The 18339-nt window shown below is 57.7% G+C and carries 12 protein-coding genes and 1 pseudogene; 7 read left to right on the forward strand and 6 right to left on the reverse strand.

Annotated features, from left to right (window positions below):
- Positions 1 to 109 precede the first annotated feature (109 nt).
- The 5 genes from dnaB (at position 110) to HK44_RS07690 (ending at position 11328) form a co-directional block, all read left to right on the forward strand.
- Entirely contained in the window at positions 110 to 1507 is a 1398-nt protein-coding gene (dnaB, locus tag HK44_RS07670; RefSeq protein WP_019691515.1) for a replicative DNA helicase, read from the forward strand.
- A gap of 265 nt (positions 1508 to 1772) precedes the next feature.
- Positions 1773 to 4088 (forward strand): YgiQ family radical SAM protein, encoded by a 2316-nt coding sequence (locus tag HK44_RS07675; RefSeq protein WP_019691516.1) that lies wholly within the window; start codon positions 1773 to 1775, stop codon positions 4086 to 4088.
- Positions 4089 to 4471: 383 nt separating this feature from the next.
- Complete coding sequence (locus HK44_RS07680; RefSeq protein WP_019691517.1) at positions 4472 to 7762, forward strand: DUF2126 domain-containing protein; 3291 nt, start codon at positions 4472 to 4474, stop codon at positions 7760 to 7762.
- Positions 7763 to 7939: 177 nt separating this feature from the next.
- Positions 7940 to 10426: a circularly permuted type 2 ATP-grasp protein gene (locus HK44_RS07685; protein ID WP_019691518.1), complete on the forward strand. Its 2487-nt coding sequence runs from the start codon at positions 7940 to 7942 to the stop codon at positions 10424 to 10426.
- The gene (locus tag HK44_RS07690; protein WP_019691519.1) at positions 10426 to 11328 is read left to right on the forward strand and encodes a transglutaminase family protein; all 903 of its coding nucleotides are present in this window, start codon (positions 10426 to 10428) and stop codon (positions 11326 to 11328) included. The genes HK44_RS07685 and HK44_RS07690 overlap by 1 nt, the downstream gene beginning before the upstream one ends.
- Before the next feature lie 292 nt (positions 11329 to 11620).
- Here HK44_RS07690 and HK44_RS07695 read toward each other — a convergent pair whose 3' ends face one another.
- Positions 11621 to 11812, reverse strand: coding sequence for a hypothetical protein (locus HK44_RS07695; protein WP_019691520.1), 192 nt, complete (start codon positions 11810 to 11812; stop codon positions 11621 to 11623).
- Between the two features lie 68 nt (positions 11813 to 11880).
- Positions 11881 to 12468 (reverse strand): TIGR00730 family Rossman fold protein, encoded by a 588-nt coding sequence (locus tag HK44_RS07700; protein ID WP_019691521.1) that lies wholly within the window; start codon positions 12466 to 12468, stop codon positions 11881 to 11883.
- Between the two features lie 342 nt (positions 12469 to 12810).
- On the opposite strand from HK44_RS07700, the gene azu reads away from it, so the two are divergent.
- Positions 12811 to 13257: an azurin gene (gene azu / locus HK44_RS07705; RefSeq protein ID WP_019691522.1), complete on the forward strand. Its 447-nt coding sequence runs from the start codon at positions 12811 to 12813 to the stop codon at positions 13255 to 13257.
- 66 nt (positions 13258 to 13323) lie between these two features.
- On the opposite strand, the pseudogene nadE reads toward azu, so the two are convergent.
- Positions 13324 to 13635: pseudogene (nadE, locus tag HK44_RS07710) on the reverse strand (NAD(+) synthase); the annotation flags it as partial.
- A 354-nt stretch (positions 13636 to 13989) separates the two neighbouring features.
- Here nadE and HK44_RS07715 point away from each other — a divergent pair.
- Positions 13990 to 15621 (forward strand): NAD+ synthase, encoded by a 1632-nt coding sequence (locus HK44_RS07715; protein WP_024264799.1) that lies wholly within the window; start codon positions 13990 to 13992, stop codon positions 15619 to 15621.
- 24 nt (positions 15622 to 15645) lie between these two features.
- On the opposite strand, the gene HK44_RS07720 is transcribed toward HK44_RS07715, so the two are convergent.
- From HK44_RS07720 to HK44_RS07725, 3 genes are read right to left on the reverse strand one after another with little or no spacing between them, the layout of a single operon-like run.
- Positions 15646 to 17385: a DUF2326 domain-containing protein gene (locus tag HK44_RS07720; RefSeq protein ID WP_024264800.1), complete on the reverse strand. Its 1740-nt coding sequence runs from the start codon at positions 17383 to 17385 to the stop codon at positions 15646 to 15648.
- On the reverse strand, positions 17376 to 17675 hold the full coding sequence (locus HK44_RS30290; RefSeq protein ID WP_347249265.1) for an ABC-three component system middle component 6: 300 nt from the start codon (positions 17673 to 17675) through the stop codon (positions 17376 to 17378). Before HK44_RS30290 ends, HK44_RS07720 begins: the two co-directional genes overlap by 10 nt.
- Positions 17609 to 18199, reverse strand: coding sequence for a hypothetical protein (locus HK44_RS07725; RefSeq protein ID WP_019691526.1), 591 nt, complete (start codon positions 18197 to 18199; stop codon positions 17609 to 17611). The genes HK44_RS30290 and HK44_RS07725 overlap by 67 nt, the downstream gene beginning before the upstream one ends.
- Between the last annotated feature and the right edge of the window lie 140 nt (positions 18200 to 18339).

Consider the following 18339-nt stretch of genomic DNA (forward strand, 5'->3'; position numbering starts at 1 on the left):
TGCTTGCCGGTAACATCGGGCACGATCCTGTTTACAGGTCGTGCCCTTTGTCTTTCTGCAGTTCCTGATTTTTTACAACCCCTGCTTTTCCTAAAGAACCCAAGTGGCCATGAACGATATCTCCGCTCCTGAGCAATACGATCTGCAAACCGCCGCGCTGAAAGTGCCGCCGCATTCCATCGAGGCCGAACAGGCCGTGCTCGGTGGTCTGATGCTGGACAACAACGCCTGGGAGCGCGTGCTTGATCAGGTCTCGGACGGTGATTTCTATCGACATGACCACCGCCTGATCTTCCGTGCGATCGCCAAGCTGGCCGATCAGAACTCGCCGATCGACGTCGTGACCCTGGCCGAGCAATTGGACAAGGAAGGTCAGACCTCGCAAGTCGGCGGCCTTGGTTATCTCGGAGAGTTGGCAAAAAATACGCCGTCGGTCGCCAACATCAAGGCTTATGCCCAGATTGTTCGTGAGCGAGCGACCTTGCGCCAACTGATCGGCATCAGCACCGAAATCGCCGACAGCGCCTTCAACCCGGAAGGCCGCACCGCCGCCGAGATTCTCGACGAAGCCGAACGGCAGATCTTCCAGATCGCCGAAGCGCGACCGAAAACCGGTGGCCCGGTGAGCGTCAATGACCTGTTGACCAAGGCCATCGACCGTATCGACACTTTGTTCAACACCGACAACGCCATCACCGGCCTGTCCACCGGTTACACCGACCTCGACGAGAAGACCAGCGGCCTGCAACCGTCTGACCTGATCATCGTCGCCGGCCGTCCATCGATGGGTAAAACCACCTTTGCGATGAACCTGGTGGAGAACGCCGTGTTGCGCAGCGAGAAGGCCGTACTGGTTTACTCACTCGAGATGCCAGGCGAATCGCTGATCATGCGTATGCTGTCGTCGCTGGGCCGGATCGACCAGACCAAGGTCCGGGCCGGTCGCCTGGAAGACGACGATTGGCCGCGCCTGACCTCGGCGGTCAACCTGCTCAACGATCGCAAGCTGTTCATCGACGATACCGCCGGCATCAGCCCGTCGGAAATGCGCGCGCGGACTCGTCGTCTGGTACGTGAACACGGTGAGATCGGTCTGATCATGATCGACTACCTGCAACTGATGCAGATCCCGGGTTCCAGCGGTGACAACCGGACCAACGAGATTTCCGAAATCTCCCGTTCCTTGAAAGCCCTGGCCAAGGAGTTCAACTGCCCGGTGGTGGCGCTTTCCCAGCTCAACCGTTCCCTCGAACAGCGGCCGAACAAGCGGCCAGTGAACTCCGACTTGCGGGAATCCGGAGCGATCGAGCAGGACGCCGACGTCATCATGTTCGTTTACCGGGATGAGGTGTATCACCCGGAGACCGAACACAAAGGCATTGCCGAGATCATCATCGGCAAGCAGCGGAACGGCCCGATCGGCTTTATCCGCCTGGCCTTCATCGGCAAATACACCCGCTTCGAAAACCTCGCGCCGGGCAGCTATAACTTCGACGATGACGAGTAACTGAGCAGGGGCTTTGTGGCGAGGGAGCTTGCTCCCGCTGGGCAGCGAAGCGGCCCCCATAGTTTATCTGTGATACCGCACATTCAGGATTTACGACTGCTTCGCAGCCGAACGGGAGCAAGCTCCCTCGCCACAAGAGCTGTGTCATGCCTCAGGAGCTTGCTGCGAATCTGGCTCGCAATTTCCGACCATAGCCGTCGGAATTGGTTAATTTTTGTGCTATATTCCGCGCCCGCGATTTTTCATCTCAACACCGGTCATCGTCATGCAAACAGCCAAGCCGTTATTTGACTATCCCAAGTACTGGGCCGAATGTTTCGGTCCAGCGCCATTCCTGCCAATGAGCAGGGAGGAGATGGATCAGCTTGGCTGGGATTCCTGCGACATCATCATCGTCACCGGTGATGCGTACGTTGACCACCCGTCGTTTGGTATGGCAATCATCGGCCGGCTGCTGGAGTCCCAGGGCTTTCGCGTCGGGATCATTGCCCAGCCAAACTGGCAGTCCAAAGACGACTTCATGAAGCTCGGCGAGCCGAACCTGTTTTTCGGTGTCGCGGCCGGCAACATGGATTCGATGATCAACCGCTATACCGCCGACAAGAAAATCCGTTCCGATGACGCCTACACCCCTGGTGGCCTGGCGGGCAAACGTCCGGATCGCGCCAGCCTGGTTTACAGCCAGCGCTGCAAGGAAGCCTACAAGAACGTGCCGATTGTTCTCGGTGGCATCGAAGCTTCCCTGCGCCGCATCGCGCACTACGATTACTGGCAGGACCGGGTACGCAACTCGATCCTGATCGATGCCTGCGCCGATATCCTGCTGTATGGCAACGCCGAGCGAGCAATCGTCGAAGTCGCCCAGCGCCTTTCCTACGGTCACAAGATCGAAGACATCACCGACGTGCGCGGCACCGCGTTCATTCGTCGTGATACGCCGCAAGGCTGGTACGAAGTCGACTCAACGCGCATCGACCGTCCGGGCAAGATCGACAAGATCATCAACCCGTACGTCAACACGCAAGACACCACTGCCTGCGCTATCGAGCAAGAAAAGGGCGCGACTTTTTCAAATGCAGAAGATCCGGAAGAAGCCAAGGTCGTGCAGATTCTGGCGAGCCCTCGGATGACCCGCGACAAGACCGTGATCCGTCTGCCGTCGGTAGAAAAGGTTCGTGGTGACGCCGTTCTGTACGCCCACGCCAACCGCGTGCTGCACCTGGAAACCAACCCGGGCAACGCCCGCGCGCTGGTTCAGAAGCATGGCGAAGTCGATGTCTGGTTCAACCCGCCACCGATTCCGATGACCACCGAAGAAATGGACTACGTGTTCGGCATGCCTTACGCCCGTATTCCACACCCAGCGTATGGCAAGGAGAAGATCCCGGCCTACGACATGATCCGTTTCTCGGTGAATATCATGCGCGGCTGCTTCGGCGGCTGTACCTTCTGCTCGATCACCGAGCACGAAGGCCGGATCATCCAGAACCGTTCCGAAGAATCGATCATTCGCGAAATCGAAGAGATCCGCGACAAAGTGCCAGGTTTTACCGGTGTCATTTCCGACCTCGGTGGCCCGACCGCGAACATGTACCGCATCGCCTGCAAGAGCCCAGAAATCGAATCCGCGTGCCGCAAGCCGTCGTGCGTGTTCCCCGGCATTTGCCCGAACCTCAACACTGATCACTCGTCGCTGATCCAGCTGTATCGCAGCGCCCGTGCCTTGCCGGGTGTGAAGAAGATCCTGATCGCCTCCGGCCTGCGTTACGACCTCGCGGTCGAGTCGCCGGAATACGTCAAAGAGCTGGTGACCCACCACGTCGGTGGTTACCTCAAGATCGCCCCGGAACACACCGAGGAAGGTCCGCTCAATCAGATGATGAAGCCGGGCATCGGCAGCTATGACAAGTTCAAGCGGATGTTCGAGAAGTACTCCAAGGAAGCCGGGAAAGAGCAGTACCTGATTCCGTACTTCATCGCCGCCCACCCGGGCACCACCGACGAAGACATGATGAACCTGGCCCTGTGGCTCAAGGGCAACGGTTTCCGGGCGGATCAGGTGCAGGCGTTCTACCCGTCGCCGATGGCCACCGCCACCGCCATGTATCACTCGGGCAAGAACCCGCTGCGCAAGGTCACTTACAAGAGTGACGCCGTGACCATCGTCAAGAGCGAAGAGCAGCGTCGTCTGCACAAGGCATTCTTGCGTTATCACGATCCGAAAGGCTGGCCGATGCTGCGCGAAGCGCTGACCCGCATGGGCCGCGCCGACCTGATCGGGCCGGGCAAGAACCAGTTGATCCCGCTGCACCAGCCGGCCACCGACAGTTACCAGAGCGCCCGTCGCAAGAACTCGACGCCAGCCGGTAGCCATAAAGTGGCTGGGGAAAAGACCACCAAGATCCTCACGCAACACACTGGCTTGCCGCCGCGTGCCAGCGATGGCGGTAACCCGTGGGACAAGCGTGAACAGGCCAAGGCGGCGGCGTTCGCCCGCAACCAGCAGGCCGCCAAGGAGCGCAAGGACGCCGCCAAAGGCAAAGGGCCCAAGCCCGCACGCAAACCGGTAGTGCCGCGTTAAGCGCTGCTTGCCAGTTAACAAAACGCCAGCCTTCGGGCTGGCGTTTTGCATTCCGCACAGTGATGAATACCTGTGGCGAGGGAGCTTGCTCCCGCTCGGCTGCGCAGCAGTCGTAAACCCGGCATGCACATTCCAAGAGAGGGACCTCATCGCCTGCTTTGGGGGCCGCTTCGCGCCCCAGCGGGAGCAAGCTCCCTCGCCACAGAGGCGGATCATGATCGACTTACCGCCACATTTCTGTGCAACCCTCATCACGGCAAATCTCGCATTGCGCGGATTTAGTGCTGCACTGCGCCAAACCAACGGGGAAAGCAGCCAGCGCTGCCAGCTGGCATAAGTCTTGCGCGCTTTCCGTTACGCTCAAGGCTCGCAGGAGGCACGCCGTGTCTATCCATGTCGCATTGCACCATGTCACGCATTACCGTTACGACCGCGCCGTCGAACTCGGCCCGCAGATCGTTCGCCTGCGCCCGGCTGCCCACAGCCGTACGCGGATTCTTTCCTATGCGTTGAAAGTGTCGCCAGAGCAACACTTCATCAATTGGCAGCAAGACCCGCAGGGCAACTACCTGGCGCGGTTGGTGTTCCCGGAGAAAACCACGGAGCTGCGGATCGAGGTCGATCTGCTGGCCGAGATGGCGGTGTTCAACCCGTTCGATTTCTTCCTTGAGCCCTATGCGGAAAAAATCCCTTTCGCCTATGCCGCCGACGAACAGCGTGAGCTGGCGCCATACCTGGAAACCCTGCCGCTGACGCCGACGTTCAAGGCCTACCTTGACGGCATCGACCGTACGCCGCTGCCCGCCGTGGATTTTCTGGTGGCGCTCAACCAGCGCCTGAGCGAAGACATCGGCTACCTGATCCGCATGGAACCGGGCGTGCAAACTCCGGAATACACCCTCGAACACGCATCGGGTTCTTGCCGCGATTCGGCCTGGTTGCTGGTGCAACTGCTGCGCAACCTCGGGCTGGCGGCGCGATTTGTTTCCGGTTATCTGATTCAACTCACCGCTGACGTCAAAAGCCTCGACGGCCCTTCCGGCACCGAGGTGGACTTCACCGACCTGCACGCCTGGTGTGAGGTTTACCTGCCCGGCGCCGGCTGGATCGGTCTGGATGCTACTTCCGGGCTGTTTGCCGGTGAAGGGCATATTCCGTTGGCCTGTAGCCCCGATCCGTCCTCCGCGGCGCCGATCAGTGGCCTGGTCGAACCGTGCACGTGTGAATTCAGCCACGAAATGTCGGTTGAGCGCATTTGGGAGGCCCCACGCGTTACCAAACCCTACACCGAAGACCAGTGGCTGGCGATCCAGGCACTGGGCCGGCAGATCGACGCCGACCTGCAAGAGGGCGATGTGCGCCTGACCATGGGGGGTGAGCCGACGTTCGTCTCCATCGACGACCCGGACGGTGCCGAGTGGAACACCGCCGCGCTCGGGGCAGACAAGCGCCGGCTGTCCGCCGAGCTGTTCCAGCGCCTGCGCAAGCATTACGCGCAGCAGGGCCTGGTGCATTTTGGCCAGGGCAAGTGGTACCCCGGCGAGCAACTGCCGCGTTGGTCGCTGAACTGCTACTGGCGGCGAGATGGCGTGCCGATCTGGAACAACAGCGCGCTGATTGCCGATGAACAGCAAGACTACGGTGCCGATGGCACCTTGGCCGGGTATTTTCTGGCGAGTGTCGCCGAGCGATTGAAACTGCCTGCGCGTTTTGTGTTTCCGGCCTACGAAGACAACCTCTACTACCTCTGGCGCGAAGGTGCGTTGCCGGTCAACGTCAGCGCTGAAGACTCACGGCTGAGCGACGAACTCGAGCGCGCGCGCCTGCACAGGGTCTTCAGTCAAGGTCTGGACAAGGTGATTGGCCAAGTACTGCCGCTGGCGCGCACGGCCAAGGGCGATCAATGGCAGAGTGGTCGCTGGTACCTGCGTGACAGTCATTGCCGATTGGTGCCGGGGGACTCTCCGCTAGGCTATCGCTTGCCGCTGGCTTCGCAACCGTGGGTGACGGCGGCGGAGTATCCGTTCGTGCACCCGGTCGATCCGAATCAGGACTTGCCGGAACTGCCCGACGCTGCCAGGTTGCAGGTGCATGGCGAGCCGGCCACCGCCGATGAGCGCACACCGAAAGTCGACCAGTCCGCCGATTGGCTGACCCGCACCGCGCTCTGCGCCGAGGCCCGGGAAGGGCGGTTGTACCTGTTCATGCCGCCGCTGGAACGCGTCGAGGATTACCTCGAACTGGTCAGCGCCATCGAGGCCACTGCCGAGGAACTGCACTGTCCGGTGTTGCTGGAAGGTTATGAACCGCCGAGTGACCCACGCCTGAGCAACTTGCGCATTACTCCGGACCCCGGCGTCATTGAAGTTAACGTGCAGCCGTCTGCCAGTTGGGATGAGCTGGTGGAGCGCACCGAATTCCTCTACGAAGAGGCACGCCAGACCCGGTTGACCACCGAGAAATTCATGATCGACGGCCGGCACACCGGCACGGGCGGCGGTAACCATTTCGTCCTCGGCGGCGCGACGCCGGCTGACTCACCGTTTCTGCGTCGTCCGGATCTGCTGCGCAGTCTGATCAGCTACTGGCATAACCACCCGTCGCTGTCCTACCTGTTTTCCGGTCTTTTCATCGGCCCGACTTCCCAGGCCCCGCGGGTGGACGAAGCACGCAACGATGCGTTGTACGAGCTGGAGATCGCCTTCGCGCAGATGCCGAAACCCGGCGAAGAGTGCGCGCCATGGCTGGTGGACCGCTTGCTGCGCAACCTGCTGATCGACGTCACGGGCAACACCCACCGCGCCGAGTTCTGCATCGACAAACTCTATTCGCCGGATGGCGCGACCGGGCGCCTCGGTCTGCTGGAGTTGCGCGCCTTTGAAATGCCACCCCATGCGCGCATGAGCCTGGCTCAGCAACTGTTGCTGCGGGCGCTGGTGGCGCGGTTCTGGCGCGAGCCGTATGCGCCGGCCAAGCTGGCGAGGTGGGGCACCGAGTTGCACGACCGTTTCCTGCTGCCGCACTTCATCGAGCAGGATTTTGCCGATGTGATCGTCGACCTCAACGCCGCCGGCTATGCGCTGCGCGCCGAGTGGTTTGCCGCGCATCTGGAATTCCGCTTTCCCAAGGTCGGCGATTACGCGGTCAGCGGCATCGAGCTGGAGCTGCGTCAGGCGCTGGAGCCGTGGCATGTGCTGGGCGAGGAGGGTTCGGCCGGCGGCACGGTGCGTTATGTCGACTCGTCGCTGGAGCGTTTGCAGGTCAAGCTCACAGGCCTGGCACCGCAGCGTTACATGCTGACCTGCAACGGCATCCCGGTACCGCTGCAGCCGACCGGACGGGTCGGCGAGTATGTGGCTGGCGTGCGGTTTCGCGCCTGGCAACCGGCCAACTGCCTGCAACCGACCATCCCGATGCACGCGCCGCTGGTGTTCGACCTGCTCGACACCTGGATGCAACGCTCGCTGGGCGGTTGTCAGTACCACGTCGCCCATCCGGGCGGGCGCAACTACGACAGCCTGCCGGTAAACGCCAATGAGGCCGAGAGTCGGCGGATGGCGCGGTTCTTCCGCCTCGGCCACAGCCCGGGAACCTTGCCGGTGCCGACGCTGACCCTTAACGACGAGCTGCCGATGACGCTCGATTTGCGTCGGTTTGCGAAAAGAAATGAGTGAACGCGGCGCTGCCACAACGGACACCCAATGTGGGAGCGAGCCTGCTCGCGATGGCGTCACAACAGTCAACATTGATGCTGGCTGAGCCAACGCTATCGCGAGCAGGCTCGCTCCCACACTATATTTGCAGCGTTTGTGAGTTAATCTGACTTTTCCTGAGCACCTGCCGAGCTTTCCATGCCTGACCTGCTTGACCGTTACCCGCTTGCGGCGGGCACTTATCACGAATTGCTCGACGACAGCGGTGCGGTGCGCCTGCACTGGCGACGGCTGTTCGATCAGTTGCAACGCAGCACGCCGGCGCAGTTGGTGCAACGGCAAGCTTTGCTGGCACGGCAGATTCAGGAAAACGGCGTCACCTACAATGTTTACGCCGACCCCAAAGGTGCTGATCGTCCATGGGAACTGGACCTGCTGCCCCATGTGATGGCGGCTGATGAGTGGCAGCAGTTGTCCGCCGGGATCGCCCAGCGTGCGCGTTTGCTCAATGCGGTATTGGCGGATTTGTACGGCCCGCAGCGCTTGATTGCCGAAGGCCTGCTGCCGGCAGAACTGGTGTTCGGTCATAACAATTTCCTCTGGCCCTGTCAGGGCATTCAGCCGCCGGACGGGGCTTTTCTGCATTTGTACGCGGTGGATCTGGCGCGCACGCCCGACGGGCGCTGGTGGGTGACCGCGGATCGGACTCAAGCACCATCCGGTGCCGGTTACGCGCTGGAAAACCGCACTATCGTGTCGCGGGCCTTTCCGGAGTTGTACCGCGATTTGCAGGTACAACATTTGGCCGGGTTCTTCCGTACCTTGCAGGAAACCCTCACGCGCCAGGCACCGAGTGCCGATGAAGTGCCGCTGGTGGTGTTGCTGACGCCGGGACGATTCAACGAGAGCTATTTCGAGCACCTGTATCTGGCTCGCCAATTGGGTTATCCATTGGTTGAAGGCGGTGACCTGACCGTGCGCGATGCCACGGTTTACCTGAAAACCCTGAGTGGCCTGCGTCGGGTTCACGCGATCATGCGTCGGCTCGACGATGATTTCTGCGATCCGCTGGAGTTGCGCACCGACTCGGCGCTCGGCGTGCCGGGCCTGCTTGACGCGGTGCGACAGGGGCGGGTGCTGGTGGCCAATGCCTTGGGCAGCGGCGTGCTGGAGTCGCCGGGGCTGCTGGGCTTTCTGCCGAAGATCAATCAATTCCTGTTCGGCGAAGAACTGATCCTGCCGTCCATAGCCACCTGGTGGTGCGGCGAGCCTCCGGTGTTGGCACAGGCCCTGGAAAAACTGCCAGAGCTGCTGATCAAGCCGGCGTTCCCCTCGCAGAGCTTTGCCTCGGTATTGGGCCGTGATTTGAGTGAAAAACAGCGCCAGGACCTCGCCGAGCGCATGCAGGCACGGCCTTATGCCTATGTGGCGCAAGAACTGGCGCAGCTGTCGCAGGCGCCGATCTGGCAAGCCGAAGGCGGCCAGTTGCAGCCTAGGGCGATTGGCATGCGCGTTTACGCGGTGGCCAGTCAAGACGGCTATCGGGTGTTGCCCGGCGGCTTGACCCGGGTTGCGGCCGAGGCTGATGCCGAGGTGGTGTCGATGCAGCGCGGCGGCGCGAGCAAGGACACCTGGGTGTTGGGCGAGCGAGCGCCGATGGGCGAGCAATGGAAAGCCCAGCGAACCCTCGGCGTGCACGATCTGGTGCGACGCGATCCCTACCTGCCGTCGCGGGTGGTCGAAAACCTGTTCTGGTTCGGTCGCTATTGCGAACGCTGCGACGACAGCGCGCGGCTGCTGCGGATCATGCTCACGCGTTACGTCGACGGCGATGACCCGCAAGCCTTGCAGGCCGCGGTCGATCTCGGTGAAAGCCTGTTGTTATTGCCCGACGAAGGTGAATTGCCCGAGCGTTTGCTGACGGCATTGTGCGGTGATGACTGGGCCTTCAGCCTGCGTTCCAACCTGCAACGCTTGCAGTGGGCGGCCTCCCAGGTGCGCGGCAAACTCTCGCGAGAGAACTGGCAGGCGTTGGTGGAGTTGCAGCGCGATGCCACGGTGCTGGAAACCGAAGAGCCGGATTTTGGCGAGCGGCTGGATTTCCTCAATCGCCTGGTCATGTCGCTCGCGGCGCTGTCGGGCTTTGCGCTGGACGACATGACCCGAGACGAAGGCTGGCGCTTTTTGATGATCGGGCGGCGGATCGAGCGATTGCAGTTTCTCGGCAGCAGCCTGGCCGCGTTCCTGCGCGGCGCCGGGGCTTTCGATCAAGCCGGGCTGGAATGGCTGCTGGAGCTGGGCAACAGCAGCATCACCTACCGTTCCCGCTACCTGGCGGTGGCGCAATTGATTCCGGTGCTCGATGTGTTGCTGCTCGATGAGCAGAACCCTCACGGCGTACTGTTCCAGCTGAAACTGGTGACTCGCACCCTCAAACGTCTGAACGATGACTTTGGTGTGCCGCGCGATCTGGCGTTGCCTTCGTTGGTCGAGCGTCTGGCGCGATTCGATCTCGGTTGCCTGGAGAACGGGTTGTTCGGCGAAGCCAGCGTCCGCGCTGCTCTCAGTGGATTGGCGGATCTGCTGCAAGAAATCGCCGATGTCAGTAATCAGGTGTCTGATCGCCTTGCATTGCGGCATTTCGCCCATGTCGATGATGTCAGCCAGCGCACGGTGTCTGTCTGATGAGCGCCCGTTACCAGATTCTCCACGACACCCATTATCACTACGACAGCCCGGTGTCGCTGGCCCAGCAGCTCGCCCATTTGTGGCCGCGGCACTGCGCCTGGCAGCGTTGCACCGATCAGCAATTGCAGATCAGCCCGGAGCCGACTTCGCGCCGCGATGAGCTGGACGTGTTTGGCAATCCGCTGACCCGGCTGGCGTTTGAAAGGCCTCACGACGAACTGCTGGTCAATGCCCGGCTGACCGTCGAAGTGCTGGCCCGGCCACTGCGCGATTTCAGTCAATCGCCGGCCTGGGACATGACCCGTAGCGCGTTGACCTACAGCAGTCAGCCGATTGCTGCGCAGCTGCTGGACGCGTGCCGCTATCGGTTTGAGTCGCCGTATGTGCACTTGAAGAGCAGCTTCGTCGAGTTCTCCGAAAGCTGTTTTGCGCCGGGCCGTCCATTGATGCTGGGTGTTCAGGCGTTGATGGAGAAGATTTTCAGTGAATTCACCTTCGATGCGGAGGCGACCCAGGTCGCGACGCCGCTGGTGGAAGTGCTGGAGCGTCGGCGCGGGGTCTGTCAGGACTTTGCGCACTTGATGCTCGCCTGCTTGCGTTCCCGCGGATTGGCGGCGCGTTACGTCAGTGGCTACCTGCTGACGCAGCCACCACCGGGCCAGCCACGGTTGATCGGCGCTGATGCGTCCCACGCCTGGGTCTCGGTGTTTTGCCCGGTGCTGGGCTGGGTCGATTTCGACCCGACCAACAACGTGCAACCGGCGCTGGAGCACATCACCCTGGCCTGGGGCCGGGATTTCTCCGATGTCTCGCCATTGCGTGGAGTGATACTGGGCGGCGGCAGCCATGACCCGGAAGTGCAGGTGACCGTGATGCCGCTGGATGAACACCGTTCTTGAATGCGCAGATTTCCTGTGGCGAGGGAGCTTGCTCCCGCTCGGCTGCACAGCAGCCGTAAAATCAGCGGATGCGTTTTACCTGATACGCCGCGCTTGCAGGTTTTGGGTCCGCTGCGCGGCCCAACGGGAGCAAGCTCCCTCGCCACAGGCTCTCAGCCGATCAATGCCGGGGTGGGTTCTGCTTTGGGGATTTGTGCAAGTCGATTGTGGAGGCTGTGAGGGTCGGCAGCATGACTGCCGACCCTGGACACAGATCCGGTGGGTCTGATCAGAACATCAAACCCTGTGGGTCTCAGGCGTCGGGCGCCTGATCTTTCGGTGCTTCAACAGCGTCATCAGCAACCACTTCACCTTCTGCATCGGGGTTCAGTGCGCCGGCTTCTTCATCGGCGGCAGCTTTCTTGCGTTGCAACTTTTCCTCTTTCTTCTGCTCTTTGGCCAGGTCTCTTTGACGTTTGGCGAAGGAGTAATTAGGTTTAGCCATGGGCGATCCTCTGGGGTCGAAGGTGAGGTTGAGCGGCGCGTATTCTGCCTTTAAACCGGGGGCAAGGGTTAGCTGGGTTTTTGCCCGGCCCATTTGGGTGCTACCAACGGTTGCCAGGCATCCAGTGCATCCAGCAGATCCTGCGGCGATTCGCGCATTTGCAGCATGTCACGGTGATGCTCGCGAACGAAGCCTTCGCCGACGACATGATCAAGAAAAGCAGTGAGTTTGCTGTAGAAACCGTTCACTTCCAGCAAGCCCAGCGGTTTGCCGTGATAGCCGAGCTGGCCCCAGGTCCAGACTTCGAACAGTTCTTCAAAGGTGCCGAGGCCGCCCGGCAGAGCAATAAACGCGTCGCTCAGCTCGGCCATGCGCGCCTTGCGTGCGTGCATGCCGTCGACCACTTCCAGGCGCGTCAGGCCGGGGTGGCCGATTTCCAGGTTCTTCAGGCTTTCGGGGATGATCCCGATCACTTCGCCACCCGCGGCCAGCGCCGCATCGGCGACGATTCCCATCAAGCCGACAGCACCGCCGCCATACACCAGCGTCAGCTTACGCCGGGCCAACTCCTGACCGAGGGCGATCGCCGCTTGCCGATACGCCGGGTCAGTGCCTGTGCTGGCGCCGCAAAATACACAAACAGACGCTAAAGACATGCTTTACTCCATGGTCAGTGATGGCCCCAGAGTAATGGCTGACCGTGGGCGTTCCAAGGGCTAATCCTCGCAGCGAGGCCTTTCATATGTGCCGCTGGCGCCACAGGCGTAGGCGGCGAGCAAACTGCACAACAGGCTATTGAAGAACATGACAGGCGCTCCAGAATGAGGTGACACGCCGATCATAGGTGCGCGCCAGAGGTCTGGCCGGTTAATTGTTTCGATCAATGTCATAGCCTGAAAGTTGTATACAATTCTTGATTCAGGTCATAGGCACTTGCAGAAATTTCAGGCAGTCTTTATGCCCTACGGATTTTGTTAACCCTGCCTTGGAGATTCACCATGTTTGCCAAACTCGTTGCGGTATCCCTGCTGACACTGGCCAGCAGCCAATTGATGGCTGCAGAGTGCAAGGTCGATGTCGACTCCACCGATCAGATGTCCTACAATACCCAGTCAATCACCATCGACAAGAGCTGCAAAACCTTCACCGTCAACCTGACCCACTCCGGCAGCTTGCCGAAAAACGTCATGGGTCATAACTGGGTGCTGAGCAAAACCGCAGACATGGCTGGCATCACTACCGATGGCATGGCCGCCGGCATCGACAAGAACTACCTGAAAGAGGGTGACACTCGCATTATCGCCCACACCAAAATCATCGGTGCCGGCGAGAAAGACTCGGTGACCTTCGACGTATCGAAGCTGACCGCTGGCGAAAGCTATCAGTTCTTCTGCTCGTTCCCGGGTCACAACTCGATGATGAAAGGCGCTGTCGTCCTGAAGTAAGCCGCTCTGACGCAAAGAAAAGGCCACTGAGGAAAACTCCTCAGTGGCCTTTTTCATTTCACCGGTTTACGGCGCAAACGGCATCACCCGCTTGTGATGAGTTTTACGATACGTATCGCAGATGATCTTGAACGCCTCTTCACGCACCGGCTCACCGTGCAGGAAGGCATCGATTTCGGCGTAGGTCACGCCGTGGGACGCTTCATCCGGTTTGCCGGGCGACAGGTCCTCGAGGTCGGCAGTCGGGATTTTTTCCACCAGCGACTCCGGCGCACCGAAGCTGCGGGCGATGGCCCGGACCTGGTTTTTCACCAGGCCGCTCAGCGGTGCGAGGTCGCAGGCGCCGTCACCGAATTTGGTGAAGAAGCCCATCACCTTCCTCCCCCCGGAATAGTGCCCAATCCATTGTGTTTACTGATTGAGTAACTGATTTCGCTTTTGTGCAGAATTTACGTTTGCCCAATACGAAAAATTGGAAAGCTTCACCTTCTGGAGCTCCACCCAAATTCGGTCGAGGGAGCAGAGCTTGGATAGGGCATAATGTCCTAGTTTGCAAGATGCCCCGTTACTCACCGGGCAGCGCCTGACCCAAGTTCAATCAGCCGTAATGGCTAGCAGTAGTCCGATAGCCTCTCGCTTAGCAGGGTGCTTCAGATGGTGCTTCCCTTGATCGCAGATGTCAGGACAGCGTTGCATCTTGCCGATCTCGATCTAGGCATTTCTGGAGGAACCATGGAGCAACGCTTGAGAGTGGTAATGGCCCAGCTGAACATCCGCGTCGGGGATGTGTACGGCAACGTTGAGAAGGTCATCGAAGCCGCCCGCAAGGCACGCGACGACCTTAAAGCCCAGGTCATCGTTTTCCCTGAGTTGACCCTTTGTGGTTATCCACCAGAGGATCTGCTCCTTCGCTCCAGCATGCAGAGCCGGATCGAAAAGGCGCTGCAGCATATCAAGGACGCTGTCCAAGGCATCGTGACTGTAATCGGCTTCCCATGGGTCGAGGATGGAGCACGCTATAACAGCTGCGCCGTGATCTCGGACGGCAAAGAACTCGCCCGCTACAACAAACAGCGCCTACCCAATTATCGTGTGTTCGACGAGAAGCGGTACTTTGAGCCAGGCAGCGGCCCCAGCGTGGTCAATCTCTTCGGCGTGTCGGTCGGTATCACCATCTGTGAGGACATCTGGTTCTCCGAGCCTCTCAAGCAGGCCTGTGATGCCGGTGCTCAGATCATGCTTACCCTGAACGCCTCACCGTTCCATCGTGGGAAGCAGGCTGAGCGTGAAGAGCTGCTGGCGAAGCGTGCCAGCGAATGCTCCATCCCCATGGTCTACGTCAATCAGGTTGGTGGCCAAGACGAGTTGGTGTTTGACGGCAATAGCTTTGTGGTGGATCGCGGCGGAAAGGTCACTCAGCGCGCCCCTGCTTTCGAAGAGGGACTCTTCGTCTCGGATTTTGAGATCAAGGAAGGTGCCTTGGTGCCGGTTCCGGCTCAGACCGCTGACCTTCTGAACCTTGAGGCCAGCGTCTACAAGGCTCTGGTCGCCGGTGTTAAGGACTACGTGCGACGCAATGGCTTCAAAGGCGTTGTGCTGGGCCTTTCTGGCGGTATCGACTCGGCGCTGGTGCTGGCTGTTGCTGTTGATGCGCTGGGCGCCGAAAACGTTGAAGCCGTGATGATGCCGTACCACTACACGGCCCAGATGAGCCAAGACGATGCGAAAGAAGAAGCCGACATTCTGGGTGTGAAGTACAGCGTACTACCCATAGCGTCCATGGTTGAAGCCTTCCTAACCACGCTTGCGCCAATGTTCGAAGGTCTGGGCAAGGACACGACCGAGGAGAACCTCCAGGCGCGGTGTCGCGGTACCATGCTGATGGCGATCTCCAACAAGAAGCGGTATCTCGTCCTGACCACCGGCAACAAGAGTGAAATGGCTGTCGGGTATGCGACCTTGTACGGTGATATGGCTGGTGGGTACGACGTCCTGAAGGATGTTCCGAAGACTCTGGTATTCCGCCTCTGCGAATACCGTAACACCTTGGGCTATGTCATTCCGCAACGCGTCATTGATCGTCCGCCATCCGCTGAGCTGGCTCCTGATCAGAAAGACGAGGACTCCCTGCCTCCATACCCAGTTCTTGATGAGATTCTGCGCTTGTATATCGAGCACGACTTATCCGCCGATGCCATCACCGAAAAGGGCTTCGACAAGGAGGTTGTGCGGAAGGTGATTCGCTTGGTTGACCTGAACGAGTACAAGCGACGCCAAGCAGCGGTGGGCCCACGTGTGACCGAGCGTGGCTTTGGCCGTGACCGTCGCTACCCAATCACTTCTGGCTGGAGCATTGGAGACTGATGGCTTAATCAGCTGGCGAATGAACTAGGGGCGCCTTTGCGCCCCTTTTTCTGTGCCAAATGAAGACTTGCTAAAGTTTAAAAAACTTCTCGTCCTTAGTAAGTTCAAGGATGGTATTTTTTCTAGAAATTTTTTGTCGAATCCACCTAGCTTGTCATTCAATATGGCTACAATAGTCTGGATTTTCTTCTCGTTGGCGAAATTGAACAGCTTGGTTAGTTTGTCTTCGTCTACAACCTCGAGATAGTCTTGGACAGTAAAAGCAGGCAGCTTGGATTTAAATCTATTGACGAAGTATACGTAGGCCATGTCGAAGGCCATGGCTGCCGCCCTAGGAACACCGTCACCTGTATTCAGTTCTTCGTTACTGATTGAAAAGTCTGCCTTGCCATCTTGGCCGGCTGAAACAACCAGTTCGTTGTAGTGAGTAACAAACAGTCGTTTGGTGATTTCGGCGTAGGCCTCATTGAAAACATCAAGCTTTGAATTAAGATCTGAGAAGTGGACTGCGATACTTCGCTTCACTACTTCAACTGTTTTTTCAAAATCTGTTATTCTCTTGCTGGAAAGCTCTACCTCGCTTATCACATAAGCAAGCCGGCCTCGAGCTTCCCGCAAGTCTTGCATCTGCTTTTCAACTAGAATCAAACCGCTGACGTGGCTGTCTCTGGAAAGATCTTTTACCTTGTTTTTTTCATCAGCTAGTAGTCGCTCTAAACTTGATCTTAAGTCATCGAGTTCATCTGACGTCTCTGCGGACATCTCTTCAACATAAGCAGCCTTGCGACTCATTATTGAATTATGAAATTCAATTGTTTCTTCTAGTGTTTTGCTCAGATTTGGTACTAATGATTTAGCCTCATTGTAGAGCGCCGTGATCTCCCCTACGTTTATCTCTACTAGGTTGTTTTTGTAGCGTTCAATTGTTTTGTTGTTGTAGTATAGCTTTGTTTCCAGGTTTACAATGCGAGATGTTAATGCTGCCACGCTTCTTCGAGATTCACGAAGTTCGGAGATGGCATAGCTTTGCGATTCAAAGATGTCGTATTTATCTTCTTTGATTTGCAGTTCGGAAATTTTTGAATCGATCTCATAAATATCTTCCTGGCGTGTCTCCAGTGACAAGCCGCCAAGCAGTGTTCTGACCCGGTTGTCTTCTAATTGGATTTGGTGTTCAATTAGGTTGATCTGACGAACGGAATCAATAAATTCGAAGTCAAAAAGAAAAGCGTATATTAGGTCGTATTCATTGTCGCTTGTGTAGGTGTTTAAATACTTCAGCGTGTTGTTGCTAGTGGCTCTGTTAGTGCGGAAAAATTTACTTCGAATTGAGTTGAATTTGGGCTGCTCTCTCGTATATCCAAACAGGTGTGGCAGTTCGCGAGTGAAAGATGCGCCGCTTTTATGTACTACACCATCGATAGTGCTGGAAACGATGATAGTCTCGCGGCGTGGCCCTATTTTCTTTGAGAGCACTCGAGTGATAGTGTGAGTGATAGAGGCAATCTTTAAAGTCAGTTCAAACCTTACATCGCCTTTGGTAAGGAACTCTTTGACTTTGTCGTTGACTTTGTTGTTGTCTGGATCTTTCCAAAGCGGTTCAAATTTACTGCCCAAGCAAAACGCCAGCGCTCGAAGTGACGTGCTTTTACCGATCTGGTTGCCAGTCTCTCCCAGGTTGGTAATTATGTTTATCCCTTCCTTAAAGTTAATAGTGCGTATCAATACGGTTCCATCAAATACGGACAGATTAATTAGTTGCATAAGGAAATGTCACCCTGCTTCGTGAGCTCTACATATCCACTGATGTAAAGCCAGTCGAGCGCGTACAGAATGTAAGCAAAAGAAATGCGTTCAAATCTTTCTTGGTATCTTTCTACGAGTGCCAGGGGGCTCATGGTGCCAAATTCACTAGAATTTAAGACCATAAGTATCCGTCCACCAATGATGTAAAGGCTCTTGAGCGGAGAGCTGGTATTCTGAATGATCATTGAGGTGGCTCCAATATTTTGCAGTGAATGAAGCCATAGCAAACAATTAGTTGTCTGGCCCATTCAATAAGCTCAGATGGAATGCCGTAGAAACCTGTTTTGATGTCCACTATAAGTTCGGAGACTTTCAATACAAGTTCGTCTGATCCCATTCGGATTACGTTCAGCTTTTGCTCTGCGGTAACCGGCTTGACACTCTGTCGCATAAATAATTCGCGTCTAGCGACTTTGTATTTCTGATTAATGGCGTAGAGGAATCTTTTTTGTGCGCCAGGCTCTTCGTCATCGATAGTTAAAATAAGGCTCTCAATGAGTTCCATGTAGCCAACGTTATCGATTATGACTTCTGAATAAACCGAGACATTGTTGTGCTCGATTTTTTCATCCACGCCACGGTAATCCATCTCGACGTCTGCGATCTCATCATATGGGGTATGAGTCGACACAATTTTCATCAGAAGCGGATTTAGCAAGGACGAGATAGCAGCTGGAGTTGCTGCTACCGTGACACCCCCGCTCCCGGTGCTGACTACAGTTAACCCGCCGTTCGATGCCGTAGCTTCAATGTCTGGCGTTAAGAGGCTCATTTCTTATGTACAGTAACTTTGCCGCGACCCGTGGAGACAACCGTAGTCGAGCTGTTATCTGACGAGGCGGAAATTGCCGGTTTTCTGCTGAACGCCTGCAAGGCTGCTAATAAAACAAAACAGAATACACAACTCCCAAG

The sequence above is a fragment of the Pseudomonas fluorescens HK44 genome (assembly GCF_000217955.3).
Taxonomy (GTDB): Bacteria; Pseudomonadota; Gammaproteobacteria; order Pseudomonadales; family Pseudomonadaceae; genus Aquipseudomonas; species Aquipseudomonas fluorescens_AQ.

What these genes read in the sequence shown, in the direction of transcription:
- HK44_RS07690 (WP_019691519.1), top strand. Translation starts at nt 10,426, where the DNA reads ATGAGCGCCCGTTACCAGATTCTCCACGACACCCATTATCACTACGAC.
- HK44_RS07725 (WP_019691526.1), bottom strand. Translation starts at nt 18,199, where the DNA reads ATGAGCCTCTTAACGCCAGACATTGAAGCTACGGCATCGAACGGCGGG.
- HK44_RS07720 (WP_024264800.1), bottom strand. Translation starts at nt 17,385, where the DNA reads ATGCAACTAATTAATCTGTCCGTATTTGATGGAACCGTATTGATACGC.
- HK44_RS07675 (WP_019691516.1), top strand. Translation starts at nt 1,773, where the DNA reads ATGCAAACAGCCAAGCCGTTATTTGACTATCCCAAGTACTGGGCCGAA.
- HK44_RS07700 (WP_019691521.1), bottom strand. Translation starts at nt 12,468, where the DNA reads ATGTCTTTAGCGTCTGTTTGTGTATTTTGCGGCGCCAGCACAGGCACT.
- dnaB (WP_019691515.1), top strand. Translation starts at nt 110, where the DNA reads ATGAACGATATCTCCGCTCCTGAGCAATACGATCTGCAAACCGCCGCG.
- HK44_RS07695 (WP_019691520.1), bottom strand. Translation starts at nt 11,812, where the DNA reads ATGGCTAAACCTAATTACTCCTTCGCCAAACGTCAAAGAGACCTGGCC.
- HK44_RS07715 (WP_024264799.1), top strand. Translation starts at nt 13,990, where the DNA reads ATGGAGCAACGCTTGAGAGTGGTAATGGCCCAGCTGAACATCCGCGTC.
- azu (WP_019691522.1), top strand. Translation starts at nt 12,811, where the DNA reads ATGTTTGCCAAACTCGTTGCGGTATCCCTGCTGACACTGGCCAGCAGC.
- HK44_RS07685 (WP_019691518.1), top strand. Translation starts at nt 7,940, where the DNA reads ATGCCTGACCTGCTTGACCGTTACCCGCTTGCGGCGGGCACTTATCAC.
- HK44_RS30290 (WP_347249265.1), bottom strand. Translation starts at nt 17,675, where the DNA reads ATGGGCCAGACAACTAATTGTTTGCTATGGCTTCATTCACTGCAAAAT.